The 24162-nt window shown below is 64.4% G+C and carries 17 protein-coding genes and 2 pseudogenes; 13 read left to right on the plus strand and 6 right to left on the minus strand.

Annotated features, from left to right (window positions below):
• Nucleotides 1-165 precede the first annotated feature (165 nt).
• The 9 genes and pseudogenes from ACZ5MJ_RS06785 (at nt 166) to ACZ5MJ_RS06825 (ending at nt 14060) form a co-directional block, all read left to right on the plus strand.
• Nucleotides 166-1365 (plus strand): NAD-dependent formate dehydrogenase, encoded by a 1200-nt coding sequence (locus ACZ5MJ_RS06785; protein WP_464223068.1) that lies wholly within the window; start codon nt 166-168, stop codon nt 1363-1365.
• Nucleotides 1366-1763: 398 nt separating this feature from the next.
• A pseudogene (locus ACZ5MJ_RS06790) lies at nt 1764-4422 on the plus strand (type VI secretion system Vgr family protein).
• 3 nt (nt 4423-4425) lie between these two features.
• The gene (locus ACZ5MJ_RS06795) at nt 4426-6345 is read left to right on the plus strand and encodes a phospholipase D-like domain-containing protein (RefSeq protein WP_464223069.1); all 1920 of its coding nucleotides are present in this window, start codon (nt 4426-4428) and stop codon (nt 6343-6345) included.
• Nucleotides 6346-6348: 3 nt separating this feature from the next.
• On the plus strand, nt 6349-7653 hold the full coding sequence (locus ACZ5MJ_RS06800; RefSeq protein WP_464223070.1) for an SEL1-like repeat protein: 1305 nt from the start codon (nt 6349-6351) through the stop codon (nt 7651-7653).
• A gap of 26 nt (nt 7654-7679) precedes the next feature.
• Nucleotides 7680-8708, plus strand: a pseudogene (locus ACZ5MJ_RS06805) (SEL1-like repeat protein); the annotation flags it as partial.
• A gap of 102 nt (nt 8709-8810) precedes the next feature.
• Complete coding sequence (locus tag ACZ5MJ_RS06810; protein WP_464223071.1) at nt 8811-9062, plus strand: PAAR domain-containing protein; 252 nt, start codon at nt 8811-8813, stop codon at nt 9060-9062.
• 9 nt (nt 9063-9071) lie between these two features.
• A complete protein-coding gene (locus ACZ5MJ_RS06815) occupies nt 9072-10307 on the plus strand; it encodes a hypothetical protein (RefSeq protein ID WP_464223073.1) in 1236 nt (411 codons plus the stop codon).
• Nucleotides 10307-13813: an ImcF-related family protein gene (locus ACZ5MJ_RS06820; RefSeq protein WP_464223074.1), complete on the plus strand. Its 3507-nt coding sequence runs from the start codon at nt 10307-10309 to the stop codon at nt 13811-13813. Before ACZ5MJ_RS06815 ends, ACZ5MJ_RS06820 begins: the two co-directional genes overlap by 1 nt.
• A gap of 82 nt (nt 13814-13895) precedes the next feature.
• The gene (locus tag ACZ5MJ_RS06825) at nt 13896-14060 is read left to right on the plus strand and encodes a hypothetical protein (RefSeq protein ID WP_464223761.1); all 165 of its coding nucleotides are present in this window, start codon (nt 13896-13898) and stop codon (nt 14058-14060) included.
• A gap of 155 nt (nt 14061-14215) precedes the next feature.
• Here the strand turns inward: ACZ5MJ_RS06825 and ACZ5MJ_RS06830 are convergent, their stop codons facing one another.
• Both ACZ5MJ_RS06830 and ACZ5MJ_RS06835 read right to left on the minus strand, forming a co-directional pair.
• Nucleotides 14216-14773: a nitrogen fixation protein NifQ gene (locus ACZ5MJ_RS06830; protein ID WP_464223075.1), complete on the minus strand. Its 558-nt coding sequence runs from the start codon at nt 14771-14773 to the stop codon at nt 14216-14218.
• Between the two features lie 237 nt (nt 14774-15010).
• On the minus strand, nt 15011-15448 hold the full coding sequence (locus tag ACZ5MJ_RS06835) for a universal stress protein (protein ID WP_464223076.1): 438 nt from the start codon (nt 15446-15448) through the stop codon (nt 15011-15013).
• 193 nt (nt 15449-15641) lie between these two features.
• Between ACZ5MJ_RS06835 and ACZ5MJ_RS06840 the strand changes: the two genes are divergently transcribed.
• From ACZ5MJ_RS06840 to ACZ5MJ_RS06855, 4 genes are all read left to right on the plus strand, one after another.
• Nucleotides 15642-16535, plus strand: coding sequence for an elongation factor P (locus ACZ5MJ_RS06840; RefSeq protein ID WP_464223077.1), 894 nt, complete (start codon nt 15642-15644; stop codon nt 16533-16535).
• A 58-nt stretch (nt 16536-16593) separates the two neighbouring features.
• On the plus strand, nt 16594-16926 hold the full coding sequence (locus tag ACZ5MJ_RS06845) for an ElaB/YgaM/YqjD family protein (RefSeq protein ID WP_464223079.1): 333 nt from the start codon (nt 16594-16596) through the stop codon (nt 16924-16926).
• 36 nt (nt 16927-16962) lie between these two features.
• Nucleotides 16963-17217 (plus strand): TraR/DksA C4-type zinc finger protein, encoded by a 255-nt coding sequence (locus ACZ5MJ_RS06850; protein WP_464223080.1) that lies wholly within the window; start codon nt 16963-16965, stop codon nt 17215-17217.
• Nucleotides 17218-17369: 152 nt separating this feature from the next.
• The gene (locus tag ACZ5MJ_RS06855) at nt 17370-17696 is read left to right on the plus strand and encodes a hypothetical protein (RefSeq protein WP_464223669.1); all 327 of its coding nucleotides are present in this window, start codon (nt 17370-17372) and stop codon (nt 17694-17696) included.
• 113 nt (nt 17697-17809) lie between these two features.
• Here the strand turns inward: ACZ5MJ_RS06855 and ACZ5MJ_RS06860 are convergent, their stop codons facing one another.
• The 4 genes from ACZ5MJ_RS06860 to ACZ5MJ_RS06875 are packed head-to-tail and all read right to left on the minus strand — an operon-like array spanning nt 17810 to nt 24154.
• On the minus strand, nt 17810-18148 hold the full coding sequence (locus ACZ5MJ_RS06860; protein WP_464223081.1) for a copper-binding protein: 339 nt from the start codon (nt 18146-18148) through the stop codon (nt 17810-17812).
• Complete coding sequence (locus tag ACZ5MJ_RS06865; protein ID WP_464223082.1) at nt 18145-21315, minus strand: efflux RND transporter permease subunit; 3171 nt, start codon at nt 21313-21315, stop codon at nt 18145-18147. The genes ACZ5MJ_RS06860 and ACZ5MJ_RS06865 overlap by 4 nt, the downstream gene beginning before the upstream one ends.
• On the minus strand, nt 21312-22856 hold the full coding sequence (locus ACZ5MJ_RS06870; RefSeq protein WP_464223083.1) for an efflux RND transporter periplasmic adaptor subunit: 1545 nt from the start codon (nt 22854-22856) through the stop codon (nt 21312-21314). Before ACZ5MJ_RS06870 ends, ACZ5MJ_RS06865 begins: the two co-directional genes overlap by 4 nt.
• On the minus strand, nt 22853-24154 hold the full coding sequence (locus ACZ5MJ_RS06875) for a TolC family protein (RefSeq protein ID WP_464223084.1): 1302 nt from the start codon (nt 24152-24154) through the stop codon (nt 22853-22855). The genes ACZ5MJ_RS06870 and ACZ5MJ_RS06875 overlap by 4 nt, the downstream gene beginning before the upstream one ends.
• Nucleotides 24155-24162 lie beyond the last annotated feature (8 nt).

Genomic DNA, 24162 nt, shown 5'->3' on the forward strand with positions numbered 1-24162 from the left:
CGTCTGCTTGATAGCTTCGGCCGATCACGCCATCAGCACAGACGATTTTCGATCCTGCCGGCGTTCATCCATGATTCCTCTCAATGCAGCACGACGCTGCAGCCGCCCGCAAGGCCGGGCGCCAACAGGGTTCCGCAGCGGAATCCACGAAGAGGAGATGACACCATGGCGAAGATTATCTGCGTGCTGTACGACGACCCCGTGACCGGGTATCCGAAGACCTATGCCCGGGACGACCTGCCCGTGCTTGAACGCTACCCCGATGGACAGACGCTGCCGAGCCCGCGCTACATCGACTTCAAGCCCGGTACGTTGCTCGGCAGCGTGTCCGGCGAGCTGGGGCTGCGCAAATACCTGGAAGCGAACGGCCACCAGCTTGTGGTGACATCCAGCAAGGACGGCGCCGCCAGCGTGCTCGACCGTGAGCTGGAGGACGCCGAGATCGTGATCTCGCAGCCGTTCTGGCCGGCGTACATGACCGCCGAGCGCATCAAGCGTGCGAAGAAGCTGAGGATGATCGTCACGGCTGGCATCGGCTCCGACCACACCGACCTGCAGGCCGCCATGGACGCCGGCGTGACCGTGGCCGAGGTGACCTACTGCAACAGCAACAGCGTTGCCGAGCACGTGGTGATGATGACGCTGGCGCTGGTGCGCAACTACATCCCCTCGTACAACCAGGTGCTCAAGGGCGGATGGAATATCGCCGACTGCGTGGCGCGCTCGTATGATGTCGAAGGCATGAGCGTGGGCACGGTGGCAGCGGGGCGCATTGGCGTGCGCGTGCTGCGGCTGCTCAAGCCGTTCGACATGAGGCTGCACTACCTGGACCGACACCGCCTGCCCGAGGCAGTGGAGCGGGAACTCAACCTTACCCACCACGCCAGCCTGGAAAGCCTGACGCGGGTCTGCGACGTGGTCACGCTGAACTGTCCGCTGCATCCGGAGACCGAACATATGATCAATGCGGAGTCGCTGGCCAAGTTCAAGCGCGGCGCCTACCTGATCAATACCGCGCGCGGCAAGCTGTGCGATCGCGACGCCGTGGTCGCGGCACTGGAGAGCGGCCAGCTTGCAGGGTACGCTGGCGACGTCTGGTTCCCCCAGCCTGCCCCGGCGGACCACCCCTGGCGCCATATGCCGCACCACGGCATGACGCCGCATATCTCTGGCACCAGCCTGTCGGCTCAGACGCGCTACGCGGCCGGGACGCGCGAGATCCTTGAGTGCTATTTCGAGGGGCGGCCGATCCGCGATGAATACCTGATCGTCAAGGACGGCAAGCTGGCCGGCGTTGGCGCGCATTCATACAGCGCGGGGAATGCTACGAAAGGATCGGAAGAGGCGGCCCGTTTCGGGAAATAGATCGCGGAAGGGATGGTGCCGGCGCTCGTGTCCACGCCAGATGAGACGCCGGCTGCCGAATCAGATGAGCGGCCTGTGACCCTGCTGAGATGGTCCGCATGGGTCATCTTCTATTTCTTTCTAATTCTCACTTCAGTGATTGTCAATTTTTAAACGTCCTCAACAGCGATCATTACGGCGCTTGCTTCTGGTCACTACCACAACAAGCATTGAGAGAAAATAGGAGGCTTCTGAATCTGTATCGACTGTTGATCCAGGTCGTGAATTAACGCGAGAACCGCTGCAACGGGGGTTCTTGCCGTAGGAGAAAGCGATTAACGTGCGACGCGCAGCGCGTGCGTCGAGCGATGTGTCGCCACTGCTGCAGCTTTGAATACGCTGACAACGGAGCACGGGCAATGGCGGATCTGATGGGAGAACGGAGGAATTACGGCGCCGCGCCGCTCAAGGGACTGACCGGGCGGCAGGCGTATTTCGTGGAGGTGCCCGGCACGGCGAGCGCCGCGGCCCTGTCGGTGGTCTCCTTCGAGGCCGCGGAGCGGATGGGCGAGCCCTATACCGTCACCATCCAGATCACCCACCCACTTGAGCTGGATCGAGCCGACTATCTGGGCAAGGCAGCAACCTTCCTGATCGATACCGCCGACGGCGTGGAGCCGCGCAAGTTTGCCGGATGGATCACACGGTTCAGCAAGACTCGCCAGACCCACGACTTCTGCAGCTACGAGATCGTGGTGGAGCCACTCGTTGCGCGGCTGCGGCTCACACGCGCCAGCCGCATTTACCAGCACCAGACCGCCCCGCAGATCATCGAGGCGATCCTGCGGCGCCATGGCCTGGAGGGGCACCAGTTCGTGTTCAAGCTGCGCCGGAAATACCCCCAACACAAGTTCCGCTTTCAGTATCAGATGTCTGATCTGGCGTACGTCCGGCTGCTGTGCGAACAGGAGGGGATTTATTTCTATTCCAGCCTCGGCAAGTTTGGCGAGATGGTGGTGTTTGGCGATGATATTGACCACTACATCTACCAGCCGGAACTGCGGGTGCCCTACCGGGAGACAGCCGGGCTGGAATCGGGCCAGGAAGCAGTGTTCTCGCTCGAGACCCATGCGAAGACCGTGCCCGAATCGTTCCGAGTCGCGGACTTCAATCCCGACCAGGCCTGGGAGCGTCTGACCGGCGAAGCGAACGTCGCACGCAAGGAGAAGACGACCTACGGCCAGTCGTATGTCTATGGCACGCACCACCTGGACTTCGAGGGGGCCAGATGGGAGGCGCAACTGCGCCATGAGGCAAAGTTTGCCGAGCAGTTGATCTTCGCGGGCGAAAGCAATGTGCTGGAATTGCGTCCGGCGCGCATCCTGCGCATGGACCAGGCGCTGCCCGATGCGCCCGACGGGCAGGTGATCACCGAGGTCATTCACAGCGGGGCGCGTGACGCGGCCTATCGCAATACCTTCAAGGCCATTCCCTCGGACCGGCGTTACCGGCTGCCGATGGACGAGGACAACTGGCCGAGGATTCATGGAACGCTGAGCGCCCGGATTACTTCGCCCGGCCAGTACAAGTACGCCTACCTGACGCAGCACGGGCATTACACGGTCCGCTTCGATGTGGATTTCGAGGAATGGCCAAAGGGCGCCGAGAGCGTACCGCTGGCGCTGGCCAAGCCGTTCGCGGGGGCGTTGCAGACAGGCTTCCACTTCCCGCTGATCGATGGCACCTATGTGGACGTGGCCTTCCGCGACGGCAACCCGAACAAGCCGTATATCGCCCACGTGCAGCACAACAGCCAGCACGCGGACCTGATCACGAACCAGGAAGGGTGGCTGTCGCGCAATGTGATCCGGACGCAGAGCAACAACAAGCTGCGCATGGAGGACTGGAAGGGGCACGAGAGCATCAAGCTGTCCACCGAGTATGGGGGCAAGAGCCAGCTCAACCTAGGCTATCTCGTGGATCACAAGAAGCAAAAGCGCGGGGACGGCTTCGAGCTGCGCACCTCGGGCTGGGGGGGCGATCCGGGGCGGCAAGGGGCTCTTCCTTTCGGCGGATGACCAGCCGAATGCCGCCGGGCAGCAGCTCGACATGCAGGCGGCTCTACGGCTGCTGGAGCAGGCCCTCCAGCAAAGCGGGGCATTGGCCGATGCCGCCAAGGCCGCCCAGGCAATGGCCGCGGATTGCGAGCGGCAGAAGGCGCTGCTGCACGACACCCTGAATCAATTGAAGGCAGCGGGCCTGCTCGCCAGCGCGCCGGCCGGCATGGCGCTGGTATCCGGCGCGGACCTGCAGCTGAGCGCCAACAAGAACCTGATCGCGACGGCAGGCGGCAACGCCGACATCAGCGTGCTCCGGCAGCTTGCCGTTGCAGTCGGCAATGGCCTGTCACTGTTTGTACAGAAGCTTGGCATGAAGCTCTTTGCCGCCAAGGGAAAGATCGAAATCCAGGCGCAGAGCGATGAGATGCACCTGACAGCGCTGAAGGACCTGAAGATCATCAGCATCGATGGCAAGCTGATCCTCTCAGCCGACAAGGAAGTCTGGCTTGGCGCGGGTGGTTCCTATATACGCATCACCCCGGAGGGCATCGAGAACGGCACGCCCGGCGATATCCGCGAGAAGTGCGCGGCCTGGGACAAGCAAGGCGCCGCTTCCATGCAGGTCGTAACGAACCTCGGCAGCGGGTTGCCCACGCAGCCCCTGATGCTCAATGCCGCGGCCTCGCCGGCATCCAGGAACAGGCTGCCAGCCGGGACACCATACAGGCTGCTGGCGGACGGGGTGTTGGTCAAACAAGGCGTGATGGACGCAACAGGCCTGATTCCGGTCGATCACCACGCCACCACCCATGCATACCAGCTGGAGCTTGCAGGGGGCGTCTCATACGCCGTGCCCGTGGCCGAAGAATACCGGGGCGACCCGGCAAACGGCGAACTGGCGAATCGGGGCTTCCACTTTCATGAGAGCAGGCCATCCGGCGAAGTTACGCCGCCGGGGGACCGTGCCCTGCACCGGCAGCGATACCAGGACCTTCTTAATCCAGGATCGGAAGGATAAATCGTGAGCAAACATCCCCCAATCGTTACGCCGATTGCGTTGAATCGAACCACGACAGCAACGATCTGTTTGCCATGGTTCGTGCAGCACACGCCATCGGGACTTGCGGAATATCGGCCCATGGAGGCTTCTTACAAGCCGCTGGTCAATGGTAAAGAGGCCTTCGGTGCGGTCTACGACGCGATACTCGCCGCCCGGCACACGGTCGATATCGTTTGCTGGGGCTTCCAGCCATCCATGTACTTCAAGCGAGGCGAGGGTGGCGCGCTGTGCATCGGCGACTTGCTTATCCAGAAGGGACGCCAGGGCGTAAAGATCCGCATCCTCTGCTGGGCCGATTCGCTTCACCTTGCTCAGCTCAGCGAAAATTCGACGCCTGGGCTGGGCTTGCTGCGGAGCTTGTCCACGCAGAACGAGAACAATACCCAGCGCGAGTACGACCGCAAATGGTACTACCTGGCCAGCATTGGACCGTCGCCGCAGCAACAGGAGCTTGCTGACAACCTGAGGTCCCAGTCGAAGAGCACGGTGTCACCGCCCAGCCGCCCATTGGTGGGCGAACAGCCACTCGCAAACATCCAGCTTGTTACCAGGGACTTCTCCCTGAAGAGCCGCGCTGAGATCGTGTACAGGGAGCTAATGTCGCGTGCGGACACAGACTTGAGCAACAAGGCCGTGGTGATTGGCTTTGGCGCGGAGCCATCGCACCACCAAAAGATGGTGCTCGTTGACTACGAGGCGCCGGAACATGCCGTGGGCTTTGTGATGGGCCACAACATGCTCGATGCCTACTGGGATGACGACGCGCATCGCTTTGCAAGGATGAACGCCCGCTTCGGACGCAACGGCGCGACGCCACGTCAGGATATTTCAAGCATCGTGACAGGGCCGGTGCTGGAGCACCTGAATGAGAACTTCTGCCGCGCATGGCAGCGCAGTGCAAAGGTGGATCTGTTGGCAAAGCGCAAGGGTTACGCTTCCAGCCTGAAAGTGCGGCGCGACAAGGGCACTGTGGTGATGGCACAGATCACCCGCACCCAGTCGCAGGAGCACAGGCAGGACATTAAGGCGCTCTACCTGCAATCTGTGCGCAATGTGGCGCAGTTCATTTATATCGAGAACCAGTACTTCCGATGGGAGCCGCTCGCGGACGCCATCAAGGAGGTCGCGCAACGGCATGCCGAGTGGGGACGAGACTCGGGCAAGCACGGGCCCATTCATCTGTTCGTCGTGACGAATTCAAGCGACGAAGGGATGGGGGATGGCACCGTCAGCACCTACAAGATGCTGGACAGCCTGGGACGACCAGACACGATGCCGGGTGTTGCGAGACTGGAGCGCAGGGACAAGCTGTTGCAGGAGCTCCTGGGGATGAACGAGCCCGCGTTTCCTGGCATTGGCGGTGGCGTGAGTGGCGCAGCAGACGCTGACGCGCTGGCACGAAGGAAGGCCGCGCAACAGAAACTTGACGAAATCAGGCAGAAACTCAAAGACAACCAAGATCCCAGGAAGCTGATTTTGCCGAGGGAGATCCCCGGCCTGAAGATTCATGTGTGTACGCTGGTGGCGCCGGATTCGCCGGCGGACAACTGGATGCCGGTTTACGTGCACAGCAAAGTCATGATTATCGATGACGTGTTCCTGACCCACGGATCGGCCAATATCAACACGCGCAGCATGGAGGTGGATAGCGAGCTGAATATCTGCCATGAAAATGGGAATGTGACGCAGCCGTTGCGACAGCGCTTGTGGAATATCCATACGAGCGGACGGGGGGCGCAGGACGATCCGGCGAAGGCATTTGCAGCGTGGAGCGACGTCATCTCGGACAATTCAGATCGCCAGGCAAGCAAGAACCAGCCCCCATGCGCCTCCCTTGTCGGCTTCTACCGCGACTCCACGAAACGCAGCCGGCTGGACTGACCCATGCGCAAGAACGCCCTGACGCTTTCGCTTGCCCTCCTCATCTGTGCCTGCTCGAACAAGGAGAATCCCATGGCTTCGCTACCTGACCTGAGCGCCGTGCGCGCCAATCTTGCGTTCAGTTGCACACACGAGGCCGACCATTTGCCGCCGCTCGATCCGCAGGCAGATAGCCTGTTCCAGTATGGCCGGTACCTGGAAAAGAAGGACGGCCCAAAGGATTTCAACGAAGTCGCGCGCTACTACCGCATTGCTGCCGCCCACGGCCATTACAAGGCCAATCACAACCTCCAGATGCTCGTGTCGGAAGGCTCCGCCTCGTCGCCCGACCCGGAGAAGGAAAGCATTGTCCTTGCCGAGCAGCTGAGCGAGGCCGGTGTGCCGAGCGGCTACTATGACATTGGGCACTACCTGCTGTATGGCTACGGTCTCAAGCAGGACGAGGACATGGCTCGGCGCTTCATCCGCAAGAGCGCCGACTTGGGTAATGCCGATGCGCAGTTCTACATCGCCAACCTGCTCGCGCCCGCAGACATGGCCCCCGAGATTGCCAGACAGATGCGCCAGTGTGCGGCCAATCAAGGTCATGGCGAAGCGGCCAGTGCGCTAGGTGTCAATCTGAAGAACAATTCACTCTATATCGAGGCCGTGAAGGCATTCCAAAAGGGGGTGGCGGCCGGCAATCCGCAATCCGCCTCCTTCTTGGAGCATGGCTTCAACGGGCCACCACAAACGGATGGGCTCTATTACCTCGCACTTCCCAATGATCCCGATCGTTCTCGACGCTACGAGCTGATTTGGCAGTTTCTGAACAGCAACGACGGCCGCAATCCCAAAGTGCCCGACATCGACCAGATCGTGCCGCTGCCCCCGGCCAAACTCCCGCCCTGGGACGGCACCTTCCAGTGGCAGAAGGAACAGGATGCGGCGGTACCACCCGAAAAGCCCTCTGACGAACTCATCAATCGCCTGAGCAAAGCCATGAACCTCGACCCGGCCACGGGCCTGCCGTTGGCCGCCTTGGCGAAGACCGCTCAGGCAAATACACAGCAGGCTGACGTGGCGTCACTGCCGCTGGGCACCAGGATGGACTCGGGCGAGCGCTGTCCGCAAAGCGGCGTCTGGTGCGTGCAGGAAGCCGTTGGCAAGCTCCCCGGCGCCAGGCGGAGCTTCGCACAGGGGGACATCCTGCCGCCGCTGACCGGCTACGACCCGCGGCTCTTCGCGTGGATGGATGACCTGCTGGGTGTGCGTCAGCGTTCCGTAGCGGTGACGTGGGAGCTGGTCGCCTACAGCGATCGGACATGACGCGAAGCAGCAAAGGAAACCGACCAATGCGCACCGCACTCGCTGTATTGCTGGCGGCCCTCGCCGTCGCCGATTGTTCCAGGGAGAATCCCTTGGCTTCGCTACATGACCTGAGCGCCGTGCGCGCCAATCTAGTTTTCACCTGCCTCCACGAGGCCGATCATCTCCCGCCACTCGACCCGCAAGCCGACGCCCTTTTTCAGTACGGACGGTACCTGGAAAAGAAGGCGGGACCGAAGGACTTCAATGAAGTCGCGCGCTATTACCGGATTGCGGCAGCCCACGGCCATTACAAGGCCAATCACAATCTGCAATTGCTTGTATCGGAAGGGTCGGCCGCGTCGCCTGCCCCCGAGAAGGAAAGCATCGTTCTGGCCGAACAACTGATCGAGGCCGGGGTACCAAGCGGCTACTATGACATTGGGCACTACCTGCTGCACGGCTATGGCCTCAAGCAGGATGAGGACGTGGCACGGCGTTTCATTCGGAAGGCGGCCGACTTGGGCAATGCCGATGCGCAGTATTACGTTGCTAATTTGCTTGCCCCAGCCGACATGGCGCCAGACATTGCCAGGCAAATGCGCCAGTGTGCGACGGATCAAGGCCATGGTGATGCTGCCGGTTCGCTGGGCATCAATCTTAAGAACGCCTCGCTCTTCACCGAAGCGGTCAAGGCGTTCCAGAAGGGAGTGGCCGCTGGCAATACACAGGCAGCTTTCAGTCTGGAAACTGGCTTCAAGGGGCCTCCGTCGTCAGACCGATTGAACTATCTTGCGCTCCCTAACGACCCCGAACGCACAAGGCGATACGAGCTGATTGGCAAATTCATCGACGACAACGACGGCCGCAATCCGAAAGTGCCCGACATCGACCAGATCGTGCCGCTGCCCCCGGCCAAGCTGCCGCCCTGGGACGGCACCTTCCAGTGGCAGAAGGAACAGGACGCGGCGGTCCCGCCCGAAAAGCCCTCGGAAGAACTCATTAATCGCCTGAGCAAGGCCAAGAGCCTCGACCCGGCCACGGGCCTGCCGTTGGCCACCTCGGCGAAGGCCGCACCGACGACACCCTCGGAAGCCGAGCAGAAGCTTCTGTCACTTGTCTACGGCAATCAGGTCTGATGCAAGCATGCAAGATTTCACGATGTTGAGGAGAGCGAATTGCCGGATCTCATTCGCCTGGGTGACGCGACCGACCACGGCGGCAAGGTCATCACGGCTTCGTCCACGATGCGGTATGACGGCCGCGCGGTCGCCCGTAAGGGCGACCAAGTCTCGTGCCCCAGGCATCCCAATGTACTCCCCAACCTGATTATTGATGGCGATGACACCACGAAAGACGACGGCGTGCCCGTCGCCCGCCATGGCTATCGCGCCATGTGCGGCTGCAAGCTGATTTCAAGCCTTCTCTGAACGCATCCGATGCCCATTGAATTGCCGGAGGCGTCCTCGGATAAGGAACGGCCCACGCCGCTGAATCCGATCGTCTGGCTGGTGCTCCTGTCGGGGTGCCTCGCCGGCGGTATTGCCTGGACCTTGCTCACCTGGCCCAAGGGCCAACCGACGGGCACGCCGTGGTTCTGGATGCGGCTGCTCGGGTATCCCACCCTGGCGTGGGCCGCCTTGTTCGGCATTCGTCTGCACTTCCATGAGGAAGACAGCAATCATCTGGCGGCGAGGGAGGAGATCCGGCAGGCGGATCGCGCGGAAGCCATTGCCTTTGGTACCGAGCCATTGGCGGTGCTCGGCGCCGTGTATCTGTGCGCCCTGGGGACCGATGGCGTGCCGGGCCGGATTTCACAAAAGGAAGCGGCACTCCAGGCGCGCACGCTGGAACGGCGCATGCCGGCGGTTCGGCATACGCGGCTGGCATTGGGTGAAGGCGGCGGAAGCATCGACCGCTACCGGCAGGCGTTCCAGGCGCTGCTGCAGGCCATCGAAGCACCGTTACGCACCTTGCCGCCAAGGGTGCCTTTCGACGTGCAGCTACAGTTGCCAGGGGAGGCCGATCCGGAGTCATTGCTGACGGTATGGAAGACATGCTGGGACGGCCGCGACCTGCGTTCGGCCGAGGCAAGGCTGGTGCCGGCTAACGAAGGCCTGATGACGCTGGATGCCTGGCTGGATGAATACGGCGGCCCTGCGCTGGAAAAATTCACCCTGTTCATCGCCGTCCAGTTGCACGACAGGCCGCCGGAGAACAGTGGCGAGACCGCCGCGGCCTTGCTGCTCGGCTGGGCACCGTTGGCGGAGCGGCGAGACCTGGCACCCATCGCGATGTTGCATCGCCCCGTGGCATGCGAAACCGATGGGATCGCTGAGGCCATGACGACTGCTGCCCTGTGTGGACGAGCCAAGCCCGAGGAGCTTCCTCACCTTTGGCAATCCGGCCTGTCCAGGCCGGACAAGGCGGCGCTGCTCAAGGCCGGGTCAGAGGTGGCTTTGGGCGCCGCGCGGGAGGACGCATTGCCTGGTGTGCACGACATTGATACGGCCATTGGCAACCCGGGCGCGGCGGCGGGCTGGTTTGCCACCGCGCTGGCCATCGAGCAGGCACAGCAGACCCAGTCGCCGCAGTTGATTGCCTGCCGGGAGCACGCATTGCGGCTGGCGGTGGCGCGCCCCGTTGCACACCATAGCGGAACGGAAACGACTTGATGGAAAAGCGGAAGAGTCTGGGATACAGGATCGCGGTCATCGCTATCACGGCGGCAGCGGCCGCCACGCTGTATTTCCGGGGTGCCGGCGGCGACGCGGCCCTGAGACAGGCGGAGATCGCGGCGCTGGTTGGAGTGGCGGCAATATTGCTGCGCGGTCCCGTTGTTGCAGCGTGGAACGCAGTGGCACGCCGCTCGGGGGACCGAAAGCGGCACCAGCGCGATCCGGTTGCGCGCGCGGGCAAGAGCCCTGCCGCCAACGTGGATCTGACGGCGCTGCTGTATGCGAACCTCAAGTTCGCGTTGCGCGACCGGCACTGCCGCCGCCTGCCCCGCCTGCTGATGACGGGCGACGATGCCGCCATTGGCCGGCTATTGCCAGAATTGATCGGCACCGGCTGGCTTGAAACGTCGGAAGCGTTGCTGCTGTGGAGCCGGACCGGCAAGGATGGGCAGCTGGACATTGCGTGGCTCAGGCAACTCTACAAACTGCGCCGGCGCCGGCCCGTGGATGCGATAGTCGTCGTGACCAACGGGGAGACTGACCTGCCGGCGCAGGGTCGCGGCACGATCCCGCAAGGCATGAGCCTGGCGCGCATTGCCGAGGTACTACGCTGGTCGGCTCCGGTGTACGTGCTGGACGTCGCGCAAACGGACACGACGACAAGCGGCAACACCCCGGTAATTGGTTGCGAACTGCCATGGCAGGCGGACACCTCCGCGATCCACGCCGCGCTGCAGTCCGTGCGCGACCGCCTGGCAGTGCGTAGCGTCGAGCACCTGATTCGCGACAACCGTGATCGCTACATGGGCGAGCTTTCCGCGCGGCTCGACACCCGTGCCAAGGCGCTTGCCGAATGGATTGGCGGTATGGCAAGCCATCGACGCTGGCGTATCCCGTTCAGCGGTATCGTGTTCGCCCCATATCCGGGCAGTACAGCAGATGTGGACTCCGAGTCCAGTGCCGACCTGCCCCTCTGGCAGTACCTGGGCGACGCCGCCCGCCGCCATCCAGGCCGGCGGGTCGGTTGGCATCCGGTCACGGTATTCTCGACATTGGGGCTGACGGCCATCGGTATCTGGTGCGCCGGCATGCTGGTATCGGGCGCGCTGAACGGGCGGGATGTGCATGCCGCCCAGCAGGCTGTCATCGACATCCGGACGGCCCCCAACACCGCCATGCGCCTGCGTGCGCTCCTTGCTTTGCAGCAACAGATCGAGCGTTACGAGTACCGCACCGGGCATCACGCTCCGCTCGCGGCGCGTTTCGGCCTCAATCGCGATGCGGCGGTCCTCGACGCCTTGTGGAAGCCATACACGCAGGCCAGCCGCCAACTGCTCGCCACGCCCGTGCAGCAGGACCTGGAGGCCTCGCTGGCAGATCTCGCGCAAATGCGCACCGACTCGCTGGACGATCAGACCAGTCGCTGGGCGCTGGGCGGTCACCAGGGCCTCAAGACCTACCTGATGCTGGCCCACCCCGAGCGCGCCGACCCCGCCTTCCTGGCCCCGCAACTCATGCAGCACTGGTCCACCGACGCGCGGATCACGCCGGGCGAGCAGCAGGATCTCGCCGAACGCCTGCTCAAGTTCTATGCACAGCACCTGAAGGCCAACCCGGCCTGGCGCATCGAGCCCCGGCCCGAACTGGTGGCCGGCGCGCGCCAGACCCTGCTTGAGGTCATCGGGGAGCGCAATGCCGAAGCCACGGTCTACCAGGGCATCATCGACGCCTTCGGTGACAACGGCGGCAACAAGTACCCGGACCAGAACCTGGTGTCGCTCACGGCAGGCACGGATCCCCGCGGGCTGGTACGCACTGCCGCGATCGTGCCCGGCGTCTTCACCCGCCAGGCCTACGAGGGCTATGTCGCTCCCGCGATCGAGGCGGCCGCCAGGCGGACAGAGATCGCCAGCGACTGGGTGCTGACCGACGACAAGCCGCAGGGCGCTCCACAGACGGCGCGCCGCTCGGCCGAAGCCCTGCAGGCGGCCCTGACCGAACAGTACTTCGCCGACTATGCGGAACGCTGGCAGCGCTTCATGAACAGCCTGCAGTGGGAACCGGCGCCGACGCTGCCTGCCGCGATCGACCAGCTCAAGCTGATGGCCGACGCGAGCCAGTCGCCGGTGATCGCGCTGATGAAGGCGCTCGAATACCAGGGCGGCGCTGGTGCGCGCAGGGACTCCCTGTCCGACACATTCGTGGCCAAGGCTCAGGATTTGCTGGGCAAGAAGGCGGCGGGTCCGGAAGCGATCAAGGCGGACGCAGCGGGGCCGCTGGGCGCCGCTTTCGGCCCGGTGCTGCGGCTGGTGGGGCAGGGTCAGGGCGCCGGCGCCAATACGGGCGCCATCGGCGACCTGAGCCTGCAACGCTTCCTCGATCGCGCCACGGCGCTGCGCCTGCGCCTGCAGCAAGTCAGCAACAGCGCCGATGCCGACGCGCAGGCCCGCCAGATGGCGCAGGCGCTGTTCCAGGGCAAGGGCTCGGAGCTCGCCGATACCCGGGCCTACGCCCAACTGGTGGCCGCCAGCCTTGGCAGCCAATGGGCCGGCATGGGCGACGCGCTGTTCGTGCGCCCGATTGTCCAGGCCACGCAGACTGTCCTGCAGCCCGCGCAGGCGAGCTTGAACGACGCCTGGCGGCAAGGCATTGTCATGGCGTGGGGCCGCGCGTTCGCCGGGCGCTATCCGTTTGCGGACAGTGCCAATGATGCCTCGCTGCCCGAACTGGCGCGCTTCCTGCGCCCGCAGACGGGGCTGATCGGAACGTTCCTTGGCACGCAACTGGCCGGCGTGCTGGAGTTGCAGGGCGATCAATGGGTGCCGGCGGCTACTGGAGGCCAGGCACTGGCCTTCGATCCGGATTTCCTGAAGTCGGTCAATATCCTGCAACGCGTCGCCACTCGCATGCTGGCGCAAGGCGAGCCCCGGTACCGCTTCGAGGTCAAGCCCATTCCCACCCCGGGCCTGACCGACACGCTGCTGACCCTCGATGGCCAGAAGCTCCACTACTACAACCAGCGCGAGACCTGGCAAGTGCTGACATGGCCAGCCAGCAATGCACAGGACCTGGGCACCCGCCTGCAGTGGCAGTCCGAGAAGGCCGGCACCAACAAGAGCTACGAGTTCGGCGGCCGTTGGGGATGGGTTCGGATGCTGGAGCGCGCACGCATCGAGCCGCTCGACAGCGCGACCTACCAGTTGACCTGGCAGGGGGTGCCGGATACACGCGCGGACACCGGGGGGCCAAAGGCCGGTGGCAACGAGAGTCCGGCCGAAGGGCATGACCAGGACGGTGCCGATCCCGACAGCCTGACGGCCCGCACCGCGAGGCTGCCGCCGCCGGCGGAAGTGGTTTATCCGCTCAGCTATCAGATGCGCACCGAAGCTGGCCAGGGGCCGCTGGAGATGCTGGCGCTGCGGGGCTTCGTGCTGCCGTCGCGCATCTTCTTGGGCCGGGAGCCGCAGGCTCTGGCGCGTGCCACCCCCGCCCCGCGGAAGTAGAGACGGAAGCACCATGCGCTGACCGCCATCGGCCCGGCGCGCGCCGTGGCCGTTCCTGACCAGCGACCCGAATATCCGTCTCATGAACCATCCCACCCAGGACAACGAGCTGTTTGGGGAGATGCTCAATCGTTTCCTGTCCCTTTACGCCACCGCGTATCTCTATACCCGGTTGGTGATCGTGTTGCTGCCGAGCGGCAAACGTCTGGCGTGGCCCGACCACAAGGGGGAGGGTGCTCCGTTTTGACCGCGCCGGATCTGGCGACCACCGCCGGCAGCCCGGCCGGAGCTAAGGCCTTATTGGAGGTGCCCGGCGACCTTGGCTAAGGAAGATTGCGAATGGCTCCGGCGCTCATGCCATGCCGGATGAGACATAGCCTGCCAGCGAACGGCGTCGACGCCTCAGCGCTTCGCGGAGGGCAGCATTGAAACCTGCTGCGATGCGCTCACGCGAGCTTCCGGCCCGTGACAATTCTCGAACTGGTCACAGCCACTGCAGGACGGCTCAGGGCACGGATGCAGGTCCAGCCGTTCGCAAACACGATGGTAGAAGAACTTCTTCCACTTCATGTCTGTCGTGTTGGCAAGGAAGACCGGCTCGAACATCTGGCGCAGCAGGCTTGAAACGTCCTCGCGTCCTGACAGCCCCATGTCCTGCCACAAGTGCGTTCGGCCAAAGCACCCGCAGGCAAGCGCATGCGCGGCCCAGCGGACGAGACGGGGATCGGCCCCGGCCGACCGTCCGCTCCAGAGCATCTCCACCAGGTCGCCAAACTCGCAGGGCAGGGCGCCGGGATCAGCTGGTGGCGCGTCGGGCTGCCAGCCCGCCGTTGCGGCGCCTGGGAAGCAGGCATCCAGCATCAACCGGAATTCGCCTGGCGGCAGCCCCAGCCATTGGGCGAAGCGCGGCAGGCAGCCGGCGGCGGCGCTTTCCAGCACACCCGACAGCGCGCGCGACACGGCGTCGCCGGGGTGAGCGGCAAAGGCATCGAGCAGGAGAAGGGAGCGATTCATTAGCGAAATATAGAGCCGTATATAACGGTAGTCAAACGCTCATTGCTCCGGATGAAATCAAGGGGTTGCCAGGATGGAAGGCCGCAGCTTCGGCTGCGGTTCTTCTTTCCGGGTATTCGGGCGCAACGGTGGCCTGGGCTGACGCACGCCGCAGCGTCGCGTGCGGTTGGTCTGCAGGATTGACTAGCGAAACACGAAAACCGGGATCCGACAATGCGTCAGGACTTTCTGAGTTTCGCTGCCGATCAGTAGCCCCTGCAGGCCGGCCCGGCCATGCGACGCCATGACAATGAGGTCGCAGTTGCGTTCCTCGCCGGTCCGGATGATCACCTCATAGGGGTGATTGTGGGTAACGCTGAGCGTCTCGCATGCCACCGCCGCTTCTTTTGCCGCTTGAGCGATCACTGCCAGGTATCGCTCCGCGTGCATTTCGGCAAGTTGCGCGTAGCGCTCCTGGCTATCCTCCAGCATGTCAGGCCGATGCGTGAAGACATGGAATTCCGGGATGACATGCAATCCCGTGATCCTCGCCTCAAATGCCCTGGCGAGTGTCACCGCCATGCGAACGGCGGCGTCGGAGAGTGCCGTTCCATCGGTGGGCACCAAGATATGCTGAAACATGTTGGCCTCCTCGTGGCCGGCCGGGGCATCCGCCCTGGCTCCCTTGGCACGCGCTATGAACTTAATGGTACGACAATAGTTCCCAGGCTGGCGTGACGTGCTCCCCGACCCTCCGATCAGCGGAACAGGGTGATGAAGGGGCGCTGCGGTGCTAGGCTGAAGGCGAATTCCTGCCACCCAGGTGGAGACATCAATGGTCGAAGCTTCCGGACTGAAGTCGGGCATGGTCATCATGCTTGAGGGCGAACTGCATAGCGTTATCAGCGCCGGGTACCACGCCGGCGGCGGCCAACAGGGGAGCGCAGTGTTCGCCAGGTTCAAGAACCTTAAGACTGGTCACATCAGGGAGTTGCGGCTACACCCGAGCGACAAGCTCGAAGAGGCCGCGCTCGATCACCAGGAGATGGAATATCTGTACACCGATGGTGCCGCCTTTTTCTTCATGAATCCCGACACCTTCGAGCAGATCAGTTTTCCTGCGGAAACCATGGGCGCATACCAGAAGTTTCTTCACCCCAATATGCGAATCCCGGTGCAGCTTTATGAGGGCGAGCCAGTCACCATCGCGTTTCCGCCTGCGGTCGAGTTAACCGTCACGTCCACGCCGCCGGGGCTGCACGAGCATGAAACCTCAACCTTCAAGACTGCCACGCTGGAGAACGGCATGGAAGTTCTCGTTCCTCAGTTCGTCAAGGAAGGGGACGCGGTGCGAATTGAGGTCGTTTCAGGAAAATATTTGGAGCGGATAAGGCGACGCGACGCGAAAGCCGTGATCCAGTGCCGCGCCATCGCTCCCTGCATGCGCAGCGCCGCGTACAGTCCCGCTGGGACGGGGCCGGGCAGCGTCCGCAGTACCGTATCTGGCACCTGTCCTTCACCAGGATCCGATCCCCGACCGGATGTACGGCGCGCGGCACGTCCGGAAGACGGGCAAGCGATAGCCCTCCTCGGCGACAAGAGGCCTTCGGGGCGCAAGCGCGGCGATACTTCCGCCGCGTTGGTTCCACGGTCCTCTGCCCCCTTCGAGGCCGCTTCGTCATGGCTTGCTCTTTGTCATGCCGGGCCGTCAACCCAATCCTATATTTGACACAGCGCCAATCGTGCTGCGCGACGCACCGCGATGATTTCACTGACAGGAGGGCAAGATGAACGACATCCGATCCGATTTCTCTATGCGCAAGGACGCACTGGCCCGCGACGTCGATACGCTGATGGCTGACGTGCAGGCACTTCTTCATGATGTCGAGGCTGAAACCGGCGTAGGGGCCAGCCTTGAGCGCCATGCACTCAAGGCCCGGCAGCGCGCGCTGCAGGAGCGCCTCGTTACGCTGCGCGAAGATAGCCGCGCCAAGGTCTCCGAGTGGGCGACAACGACCGATCGCTACGTTCATGAGCATCCGTGGCAAAGCATGGGTACCGTGGCCGCCATCGCGGCAACCACAGGCGCTATCGTCGCGCTGGCTGCCAGCCACCGCTAGGCATTCGTGACTGCGGCGCCGGTACGGCAGTGATACGTGCGAGTCTCGCATGGGACACGTGACATTTGCCGTGCCGGCGTCTGTATCGACTGCCTGCAGGACATCCCGTTCGCCCGCTTGCAGGCGTACCCGACCGCCATGCGCTGCACGGCATGCCAGAATCTCCACGAACACCGCCATCCCCGCCAGGCGCAGAAGACGCGCCGTCCGGCCGCCGCAGATCTTTCGTCGCCGAGCTGCCTTAGCAACAGGAACCCCGGGGATCACATCAGAGCGCGTAGTCGATTTTGACCTAGACTGAAAAAGTGCCCTTCGCGCGCTTCGAGACTGCGCAATGCAACGTCACTGGCAGCCGGTTGAGGCGGCGAATGACAATGGCACAGGCAACACACAATTATCTGCTGCCTGAATTCATGTGGATTGATGTTCACGAAGGGGGCATCATGTTGCAAACCAGTGAAATGCAGCAACGTTTTAGTCATCTGCAGCAAACCATCAGCGAGACATCACGGGCATGTCATGCCGATGCGAGGATTCCACAAGACTTGATGAACTGGGTGGATGAACTCGACAAGGAGTGCAAATCGGCATCGAAGGTCGCGTCCTCCAAGGATCAGGATCGGATCCGGCAGTGGGTCGATGATCTCGAACGGATCGGTGATCGTGCAGACCGCGCTTGCCAGCAGGCCGGCGGTCTCGATGCAAAGGTCAAGGATGCAGTCAGTTCGATGCATTCGGAACTTGCCGATCTGAAGCGCCAACTGCACTAAGCAATCTGACAGCCCCGGTCCAACCCGCCGGGGCTGCCTGCTCGCTCGCGTCGCTTGCGGACCGGCAGGTGATTGCGCATCGAACGCGCCATCACCTGCCGCGAAGGTCCGCCTTACTTGCGCCGCATTTCCACGACGGTAGGCTTGCCATCAACATTGTCGAACGTCACGGAGACCGCTTCGCCCTCCTTGAAATCCTTCAGCGATGCACGATCCTTGACGGGGAACGCCATGGTCATCGCACCCATGCCGAGGTTGGTGATCGGTCCGTGCCTGAGCGTGACCTTGCCCGCCTGCGCATCGATCTTCCTGATCTCGGCCGCCACGGGTTGCGGCGCCTGCTGCGAGGGTGCGGACGGCTTCATGTCCATGCCGTCCATCGAGCCCGCAGCGAAGGCGGCTGGAGTGGTCGAGAAAGCAAGCAAGAGGGCGAGTGTCTTGATGAGTTTCATTGCGGTTCCTTCTGAAGTGAGGGGTGGGTGGAAACAGGTTGAGGCCTGGTCTGGCGCCTGCGTATCAGCAAATACACCGCCGGCACCACGAACAGTGAAAGTAACGGCGCGGTGAGCATGCCGCCCACCATCGGCGCGGCAATGCGCTGCATGACTTCGGAGCCGGTGCCATGCGACCACATGATCGGCACCAGGCCGGCAAGGATGACGGCGACGGTCATTGCCTTGGGACGCACGCGCAGCACCGCGCCTTCCTGGATGGCTTCAAGCAGCGCGGACGTGCTGGCGTCGCCGTGGATCTCGCGCGCGGCCCATGCCTGCTTCAGGTAGAGCAGCATGATCACGCCGAATTCCGCCGCCACGCCTGCCAGCGCAATGAAACCGACCACGCCGGCAACCGACAGGTTGTAGCCCAGCAGGTAGAGCAGCCAGAAGCCGCCGATCAGCGCCAGCGGCAGCGTGCCCATGATGAGCAGGGCTTCGTCGAGACGGCCGAACACCAGGTACAGCAGCACGAAGATGATCAGCAGCGTGAACGGCACCACCACCTTCAGCTTTGCAGCGGCCCGCTCCAGGTATTCGAACTGCCCAGACCAGCTCAGCGAATAACCGGCCGCAATCGGCACCGCTTTCGCGACAGCGGCCTGCATGTCCCGGACGGCTGAGCGCAGGTCGCGCCCGCGAATGTCGACATACACCCAGCCCGACAGCCGCCCGTTTTCGCTGCGCAGCATCGGCGGCCCCTGCACCACCTGGATGCGCGCCACGTCGGACAGCACGATCTGCTGGCCCCGGTCGGTGACGATGGGCAGGCTGCGCAATTGCTCCACCGAGTCGCGGTAATCGCGCGGGTAGCGGACATTGATCGGGAAGCGCGCCAGCCCGTCGACCACCTCACCCACATTGTCGCCGCCGATGGCCGATGACACCACGCTCTGCACATCGGCCACGTTCAGCCCGTAGCGGCCGGCAGCGACGCGGTCGATGTCGATGTCGACATAGCGCCCGCCGCTCAGCCGCTCGGCCAGCGCAGACGTCACCCCCGGCACCGTCCTGACGGCTTCCTCGATGCGCGTTGCCAGGCGATCGATCTCCTTCAGGTCCGCGCCAGCCACCTTGATGCCGACCGGGCTCTTGATGCCGGTGGCCAGCATGTCGATGCGGTTGCGGATCGGCGGCACCCAGATGTTGGACAGGCCCGGCACCCTGACCACACGGTCCAGCTCTTCCACCAGCTTGTCGGGGGTCATGCCGGCACGCCACTGGTCGCGCGGCTTGAACTGGATAGTGGTTTCGAACATCTCCAGGGGCGCCGGATCGGTCGCGGTATCGGCACGGCCGGCCTTGCCGAACACGGTCGCCACCTCGGGCACGGTCTTGATGAGGCGGTCGGTCTGTTGCAGCAGTTGCGTCGCCTTGCCGGCCGAAAGGCCCGGCAGGGCCGACGGCATATAGAGCAGGTCGCCCTCGTCGAGCGGCGGCATGAATTCGGCGCCGGTACGCATCACCGGCCACGCCGTCGCGGCCAGCAGCAGCGCGGCGATCGCGAGGGTGGTCTTGGGGTAGGCCAGCACCCGCGCCAGCACCGGCCGATAGGCGCGGATCAGCCATCGGTTCAAGGGGTTGGACTGCTCCGAAGGAATCCTGCCGCGGATCATGTAGCCCATCAGCACCGGCACCAGCGTCACCGACAGGCCCGCCGCCGCCGCCATGGAGTAGGTCTTGGTAAAGGCCAGCGGCGAGAACAGCCGGCCCTCCTGCGCCTCCAGCGTAAAGACCGGGATAAACGACAGCGTGATGATCAGCAGCGAGAAGAAGAGCGCGGGCCCGACCTCGCTGGCGGCCCGGCCGATCACACCCCAGCGTTCGTTCCCTCTCAGCTCGCGGCCGGGATGGTCCGCATGCCAATGCTCCAGGTGCTTGTGCGCGTTCTCGATCATGACGACCGCGGCATCGACCATGGCGCCGATGGCAATGGCGATGCCGCCCAGCGACATGATGTTGGCGTTGATGCCCTGGTAGCGCATCACCAGGAAGGCGGCCAGCACGCCCAGCGGCAGCGAGACGATGGCCACCAGCGCGGAACGCAGGTGGAACAGGAACAGCAGGCACACCAGCGCGACGACGATGAACTCCTCGGCCAGCTTGTGCGTCAGGTTTTCCACCGCCCGGTTGATCAGGGCGGAGCGGTCGTAGGTGGTGACGATCTGCACGCCCGCCGGCAGGCTCTTCTGCAGCGTGGCGAGCTTTGCCTTGACCGCCTCGATGGTTTCCAGCGCATTCTTGCCCGAGCGCATCACGATCACGCCGCCGGCGACCTCGCCCTGGCCGTCGAGTTCGGCGATGCCGCGCCGCATCTCCGGGCCAAGCTGCACGGTGGCGATGTCGCCCAGCCGCACCGGAATGCCGGCATCGCTGGTCGCCAGCGGGATCTGCCGGAAATCGTCGAGTGTCTTCAGGTAGCCGCTGGCGCGGACCATATACTCTGCTTCGCCCATTTCCAGCACCGACCCGCCGGCCTCCTGGTTGGCGCCCTTGAGTGCGGCCAGCACCTTGCCCTGGGACAGGTTGTAGGCGCGCATCCGGTCCGGCATCAGCACCACCTGGTACTGCTTCACCATGCCGCCCAGCGATGCGACCTCGGCCACATTGGGCAGGGACTTCAGCTCGAAGCGCAGGAACCAGTCCTGCAGCGCACGCAGCTGGCCGAGGTCATGCTGGCCGGTCTTGTCCACCAGCGCGTACTCGTAGATCCAGCCAACGCCGGTGGCGTCCGGCCCCAGCGCCGGCCTGGCCGCGGCGGGCAGGCGGGACTGCACCTGGTTCAGGTATTCCAGCACCCGCGAGCGCGCCCAGTACAGGTCGGTGCCATCGTCGAACAGCACGTAGACGAAGGAATCGCCGAAGAAGGAGTAACCCCGAACTGTCCTGGCGCCGGGTACGGACAGCATGGTGGTGGTCAGCGGATACGTGACCTGGTTCTCGACGATCTGCGGTGCCTGGCCGGGGAATGGCGTGCGGATGATCACCTGCACATCGGACAGGTCGGGCAGGGCATCGAGCGGCGTGCTCCGCACCGCCCACAGGCCCCATGCGGTCAGCATCACCGTGGCCAGCAGGACCAGGAAGCGGTGGCGGATCGAAGCCAGGATGAGGCGCGCGATCATGGCCGGGCTCCCTGGGCGTTGCCGGCGGGCTCGACCGACGACAGCGTGGCCGCGCCATCGCGGTCCAGGTGAAAGCGGAAGCGGATGCGGTCGCCGGGCTTCAGTCCCTTGGGCAGGCCCTCCGGTGGCGCGGCAAAGTCCATGGTCATCGCGCCCCACTGTGCCGAGGGGATGGGGCCGTGCGAGATGGTCAGGCTCTCGCTGCCGTTCACGGCTTCGATGCGGCCGGTGCCCTCATGCTCGGCGGCTGGTGCGGCGGGAGCAGGCGCCGTGGGCGTTGCCGTCATCCGATCCGCGCTACCGCGCAGGCTGGCCTCCGAGTCGATCAGGAACTGGCCGGACGTGACCACCTTCTGCCCCGGCGCCAGCCCGTCCAGCACCTCCACCATGCCGTCGGCCTCGCGGCCGGTCTTGATATCGGTCGCAACGAACCCTGCCTGCCCGCCATCGACCATGACGATATTGCGCTGGCCCGTGCGGATGACCGACTCCGAGGGGATCAGCAATGCTTCCCTCTGTACGCCGCTGTCGAAGCTGACCGTGACAAACATGCCCGGCAGCAGGCGCCTGCCCGGGTTGGGCAGGACGATGCGGACCTTGATGGTGCGTGTCGCCGGGTTGACGTCGGGAAGGATGGCGTCGACCTTGCCGGCAATGGGCCCGGGCGCGGCGCTCTGCAGCACCGTCGCCGCCATGCCGGGACGGATGGTGCCGGCCTGGCCCTCCGGCACTTCGGCAATCACCCAGACCTGGCTGAGGTCAGCCAGGCGGAAGAGGGTCACGCCCGGCGATACGGTCATGCCCTCGCGCACCGCCACCTCGGTGACGAGGCCATCGACCGGGCTCGCGATGGCAACACTGGCCTGCAGCTTGCCGGATCTTTCGACCGCACTGACCTGGCCCGGCGTCATGCCGGCCTGCAGCATGCGCGCCCTGGCGGCACCGCGCAGATCGCCCAGATGCTCGCTTCCCGGCATGCGCGATACGGCGAGGTATTCCTCTTGCGCCGCCACCCAGTCGGGCGAATACAGGGTGACCAGCGCCTGGCCGCGCCGGACCGGGTCAAGCGTTGCCCTGACCCCAACCTGCTGCACAAAGGCATTGGTACGCGCCTGGATGATCTGCACACTGCGCTCGTCGATGGCGACATTGCCTGGCGCCTGCAGCATCGCGGCCAGCCGTCCGGGCTTTGCCTCGGCCGTGCGAATGCCGAGGTTTTGCGCGACGCGGCTGTCGACGGTGACGCCGCTCCCGCTGCCATCGCCGTCCGCGTAGACCGGCACCAGCTGCATGTCCATGAAGGGCGACTTGCCGGGCTTGTCGAAGCGCTGGCCCGGCACCATGGGATCGTGCCAGTACAGGATCTTCTTGCCGGTCTGCTGATCGATGTCACCGGCCTTGAGCGCGGTGGATTCCGAGCGAACCGTGCTCGACGGTTGCGCAACCTGCGCGCCGCGCGAGATCCCGAAGCGGTATGCGCCGTAGAGGGCGAGGCAGACGATGGCCAGACCGGCCGCTGCTGCCATGGCGTGCTTCTTCATTTTGCCTCCTTCACTGCGACTTCGGTCTGGGCGGTAGGAAGCGGAACCAGGTAGTTCAGGTCCGCCCACAGCTTCGCGGTCTTTGCCTCAAGCAGCAGCCGTTCCATGGCCGTGTCGATGGCGCGATGATTGGCTTCGGCGACGGCCAGCAACGAACCCGTGTTGGCGCGGTAAGCCGTCAGCGCCGCATCCGCCTGCGCCCGGGCGAGCGGCAAGGTCTTGTCGTCGTAGCGCCGCAGCCGGTCAAGGTTGCGCTGCAGCTCGGCCAGCCTGGCGCCGACCATGGCCTGGGTGTTGCGCCGGACCACTTCCAGCCTGGCCCGCGCGTCGTTGGCCTGCGCCAGCCGCGCACTGATTTCGCGGTCCTGGCGGTTGCCCCGGTCCCACGGCAGCGGGAAGCTGACATTGAGCGACCCCATGTTCGAGTAGGCCGAGCCGCGCTGGCTGTACATCAGCTCGACCGTCACGTCCGGCTTGCGGGCTTCCGTGGCCACCTGGATCTCCGATTCGGCCAGCGCCACGTCGCGCTGCGCTGCCGACAGTTCGGGAACGGCATCGAACTCTCCCTTGGCCAGTTGCCGGGCGCCTGGCGGCACTTCAAGCGGCGGCCGCTCCGACAGCGGGCGCCCGGCCGCGGCGCCGATCCAGCGCTCCAGGTTCAGCGTGGCGGTTGCCAGCGCGGCGCGGTTCTCGTCCTCGCGGTCGTGCAGCTTCTGGATTTCCAGCTCCATCGCCAGCACGTCCGCGCGCGAGCCGCGCCCGCTGCGGTAGGCCGCGGTGGCTGCCTGCAGCGCCAGCTCAAGCGGATGGCCGTGGTGGCCGAGCAGAACGCCGGCCTGCTCCGCATACCATCGGTCGAGCCAGGCATTGACCGCATTGCGCTGTACGCCGGCCAGCCCCACCGCGCGCTGCGCGTCGGCAGCGGCGGCTTCGGCTTCGAAGCGCGCGGCCCTGGCGCGGCGCTTGTCCGCGCGCGTGAATTCCTGCATCACGGAGATCGAGCGCATGGTCATGAAATCCCGGCTCAGCGAAAACTGGTCCGGGCCATTGACCGGCACGTTGTTGATGCCGAGCTTGAGTACGGGGTCGGGCAGACGGCCGGCGGCGACCGCCAATTGCCCGGCGGCTTCGACCGCGCCGCGCGACGATTCGGCATCGCCGGCATGGGCGCTCGCGATCGCGACGGTTTCCTCAAGGGAAAGGGACGGGCCGGATTGCCCGGGCGCCTCTTGCGGCGCTGCCAGGCCGACCACGGGCGCGCTCAGCAGCGCCACGGTCAGGTGACGTAGAAAAAACATAAAGCCTC

It is taken from the genome of Cupriavidus sp. LA-1 (genome assembly GCF_055385985.1).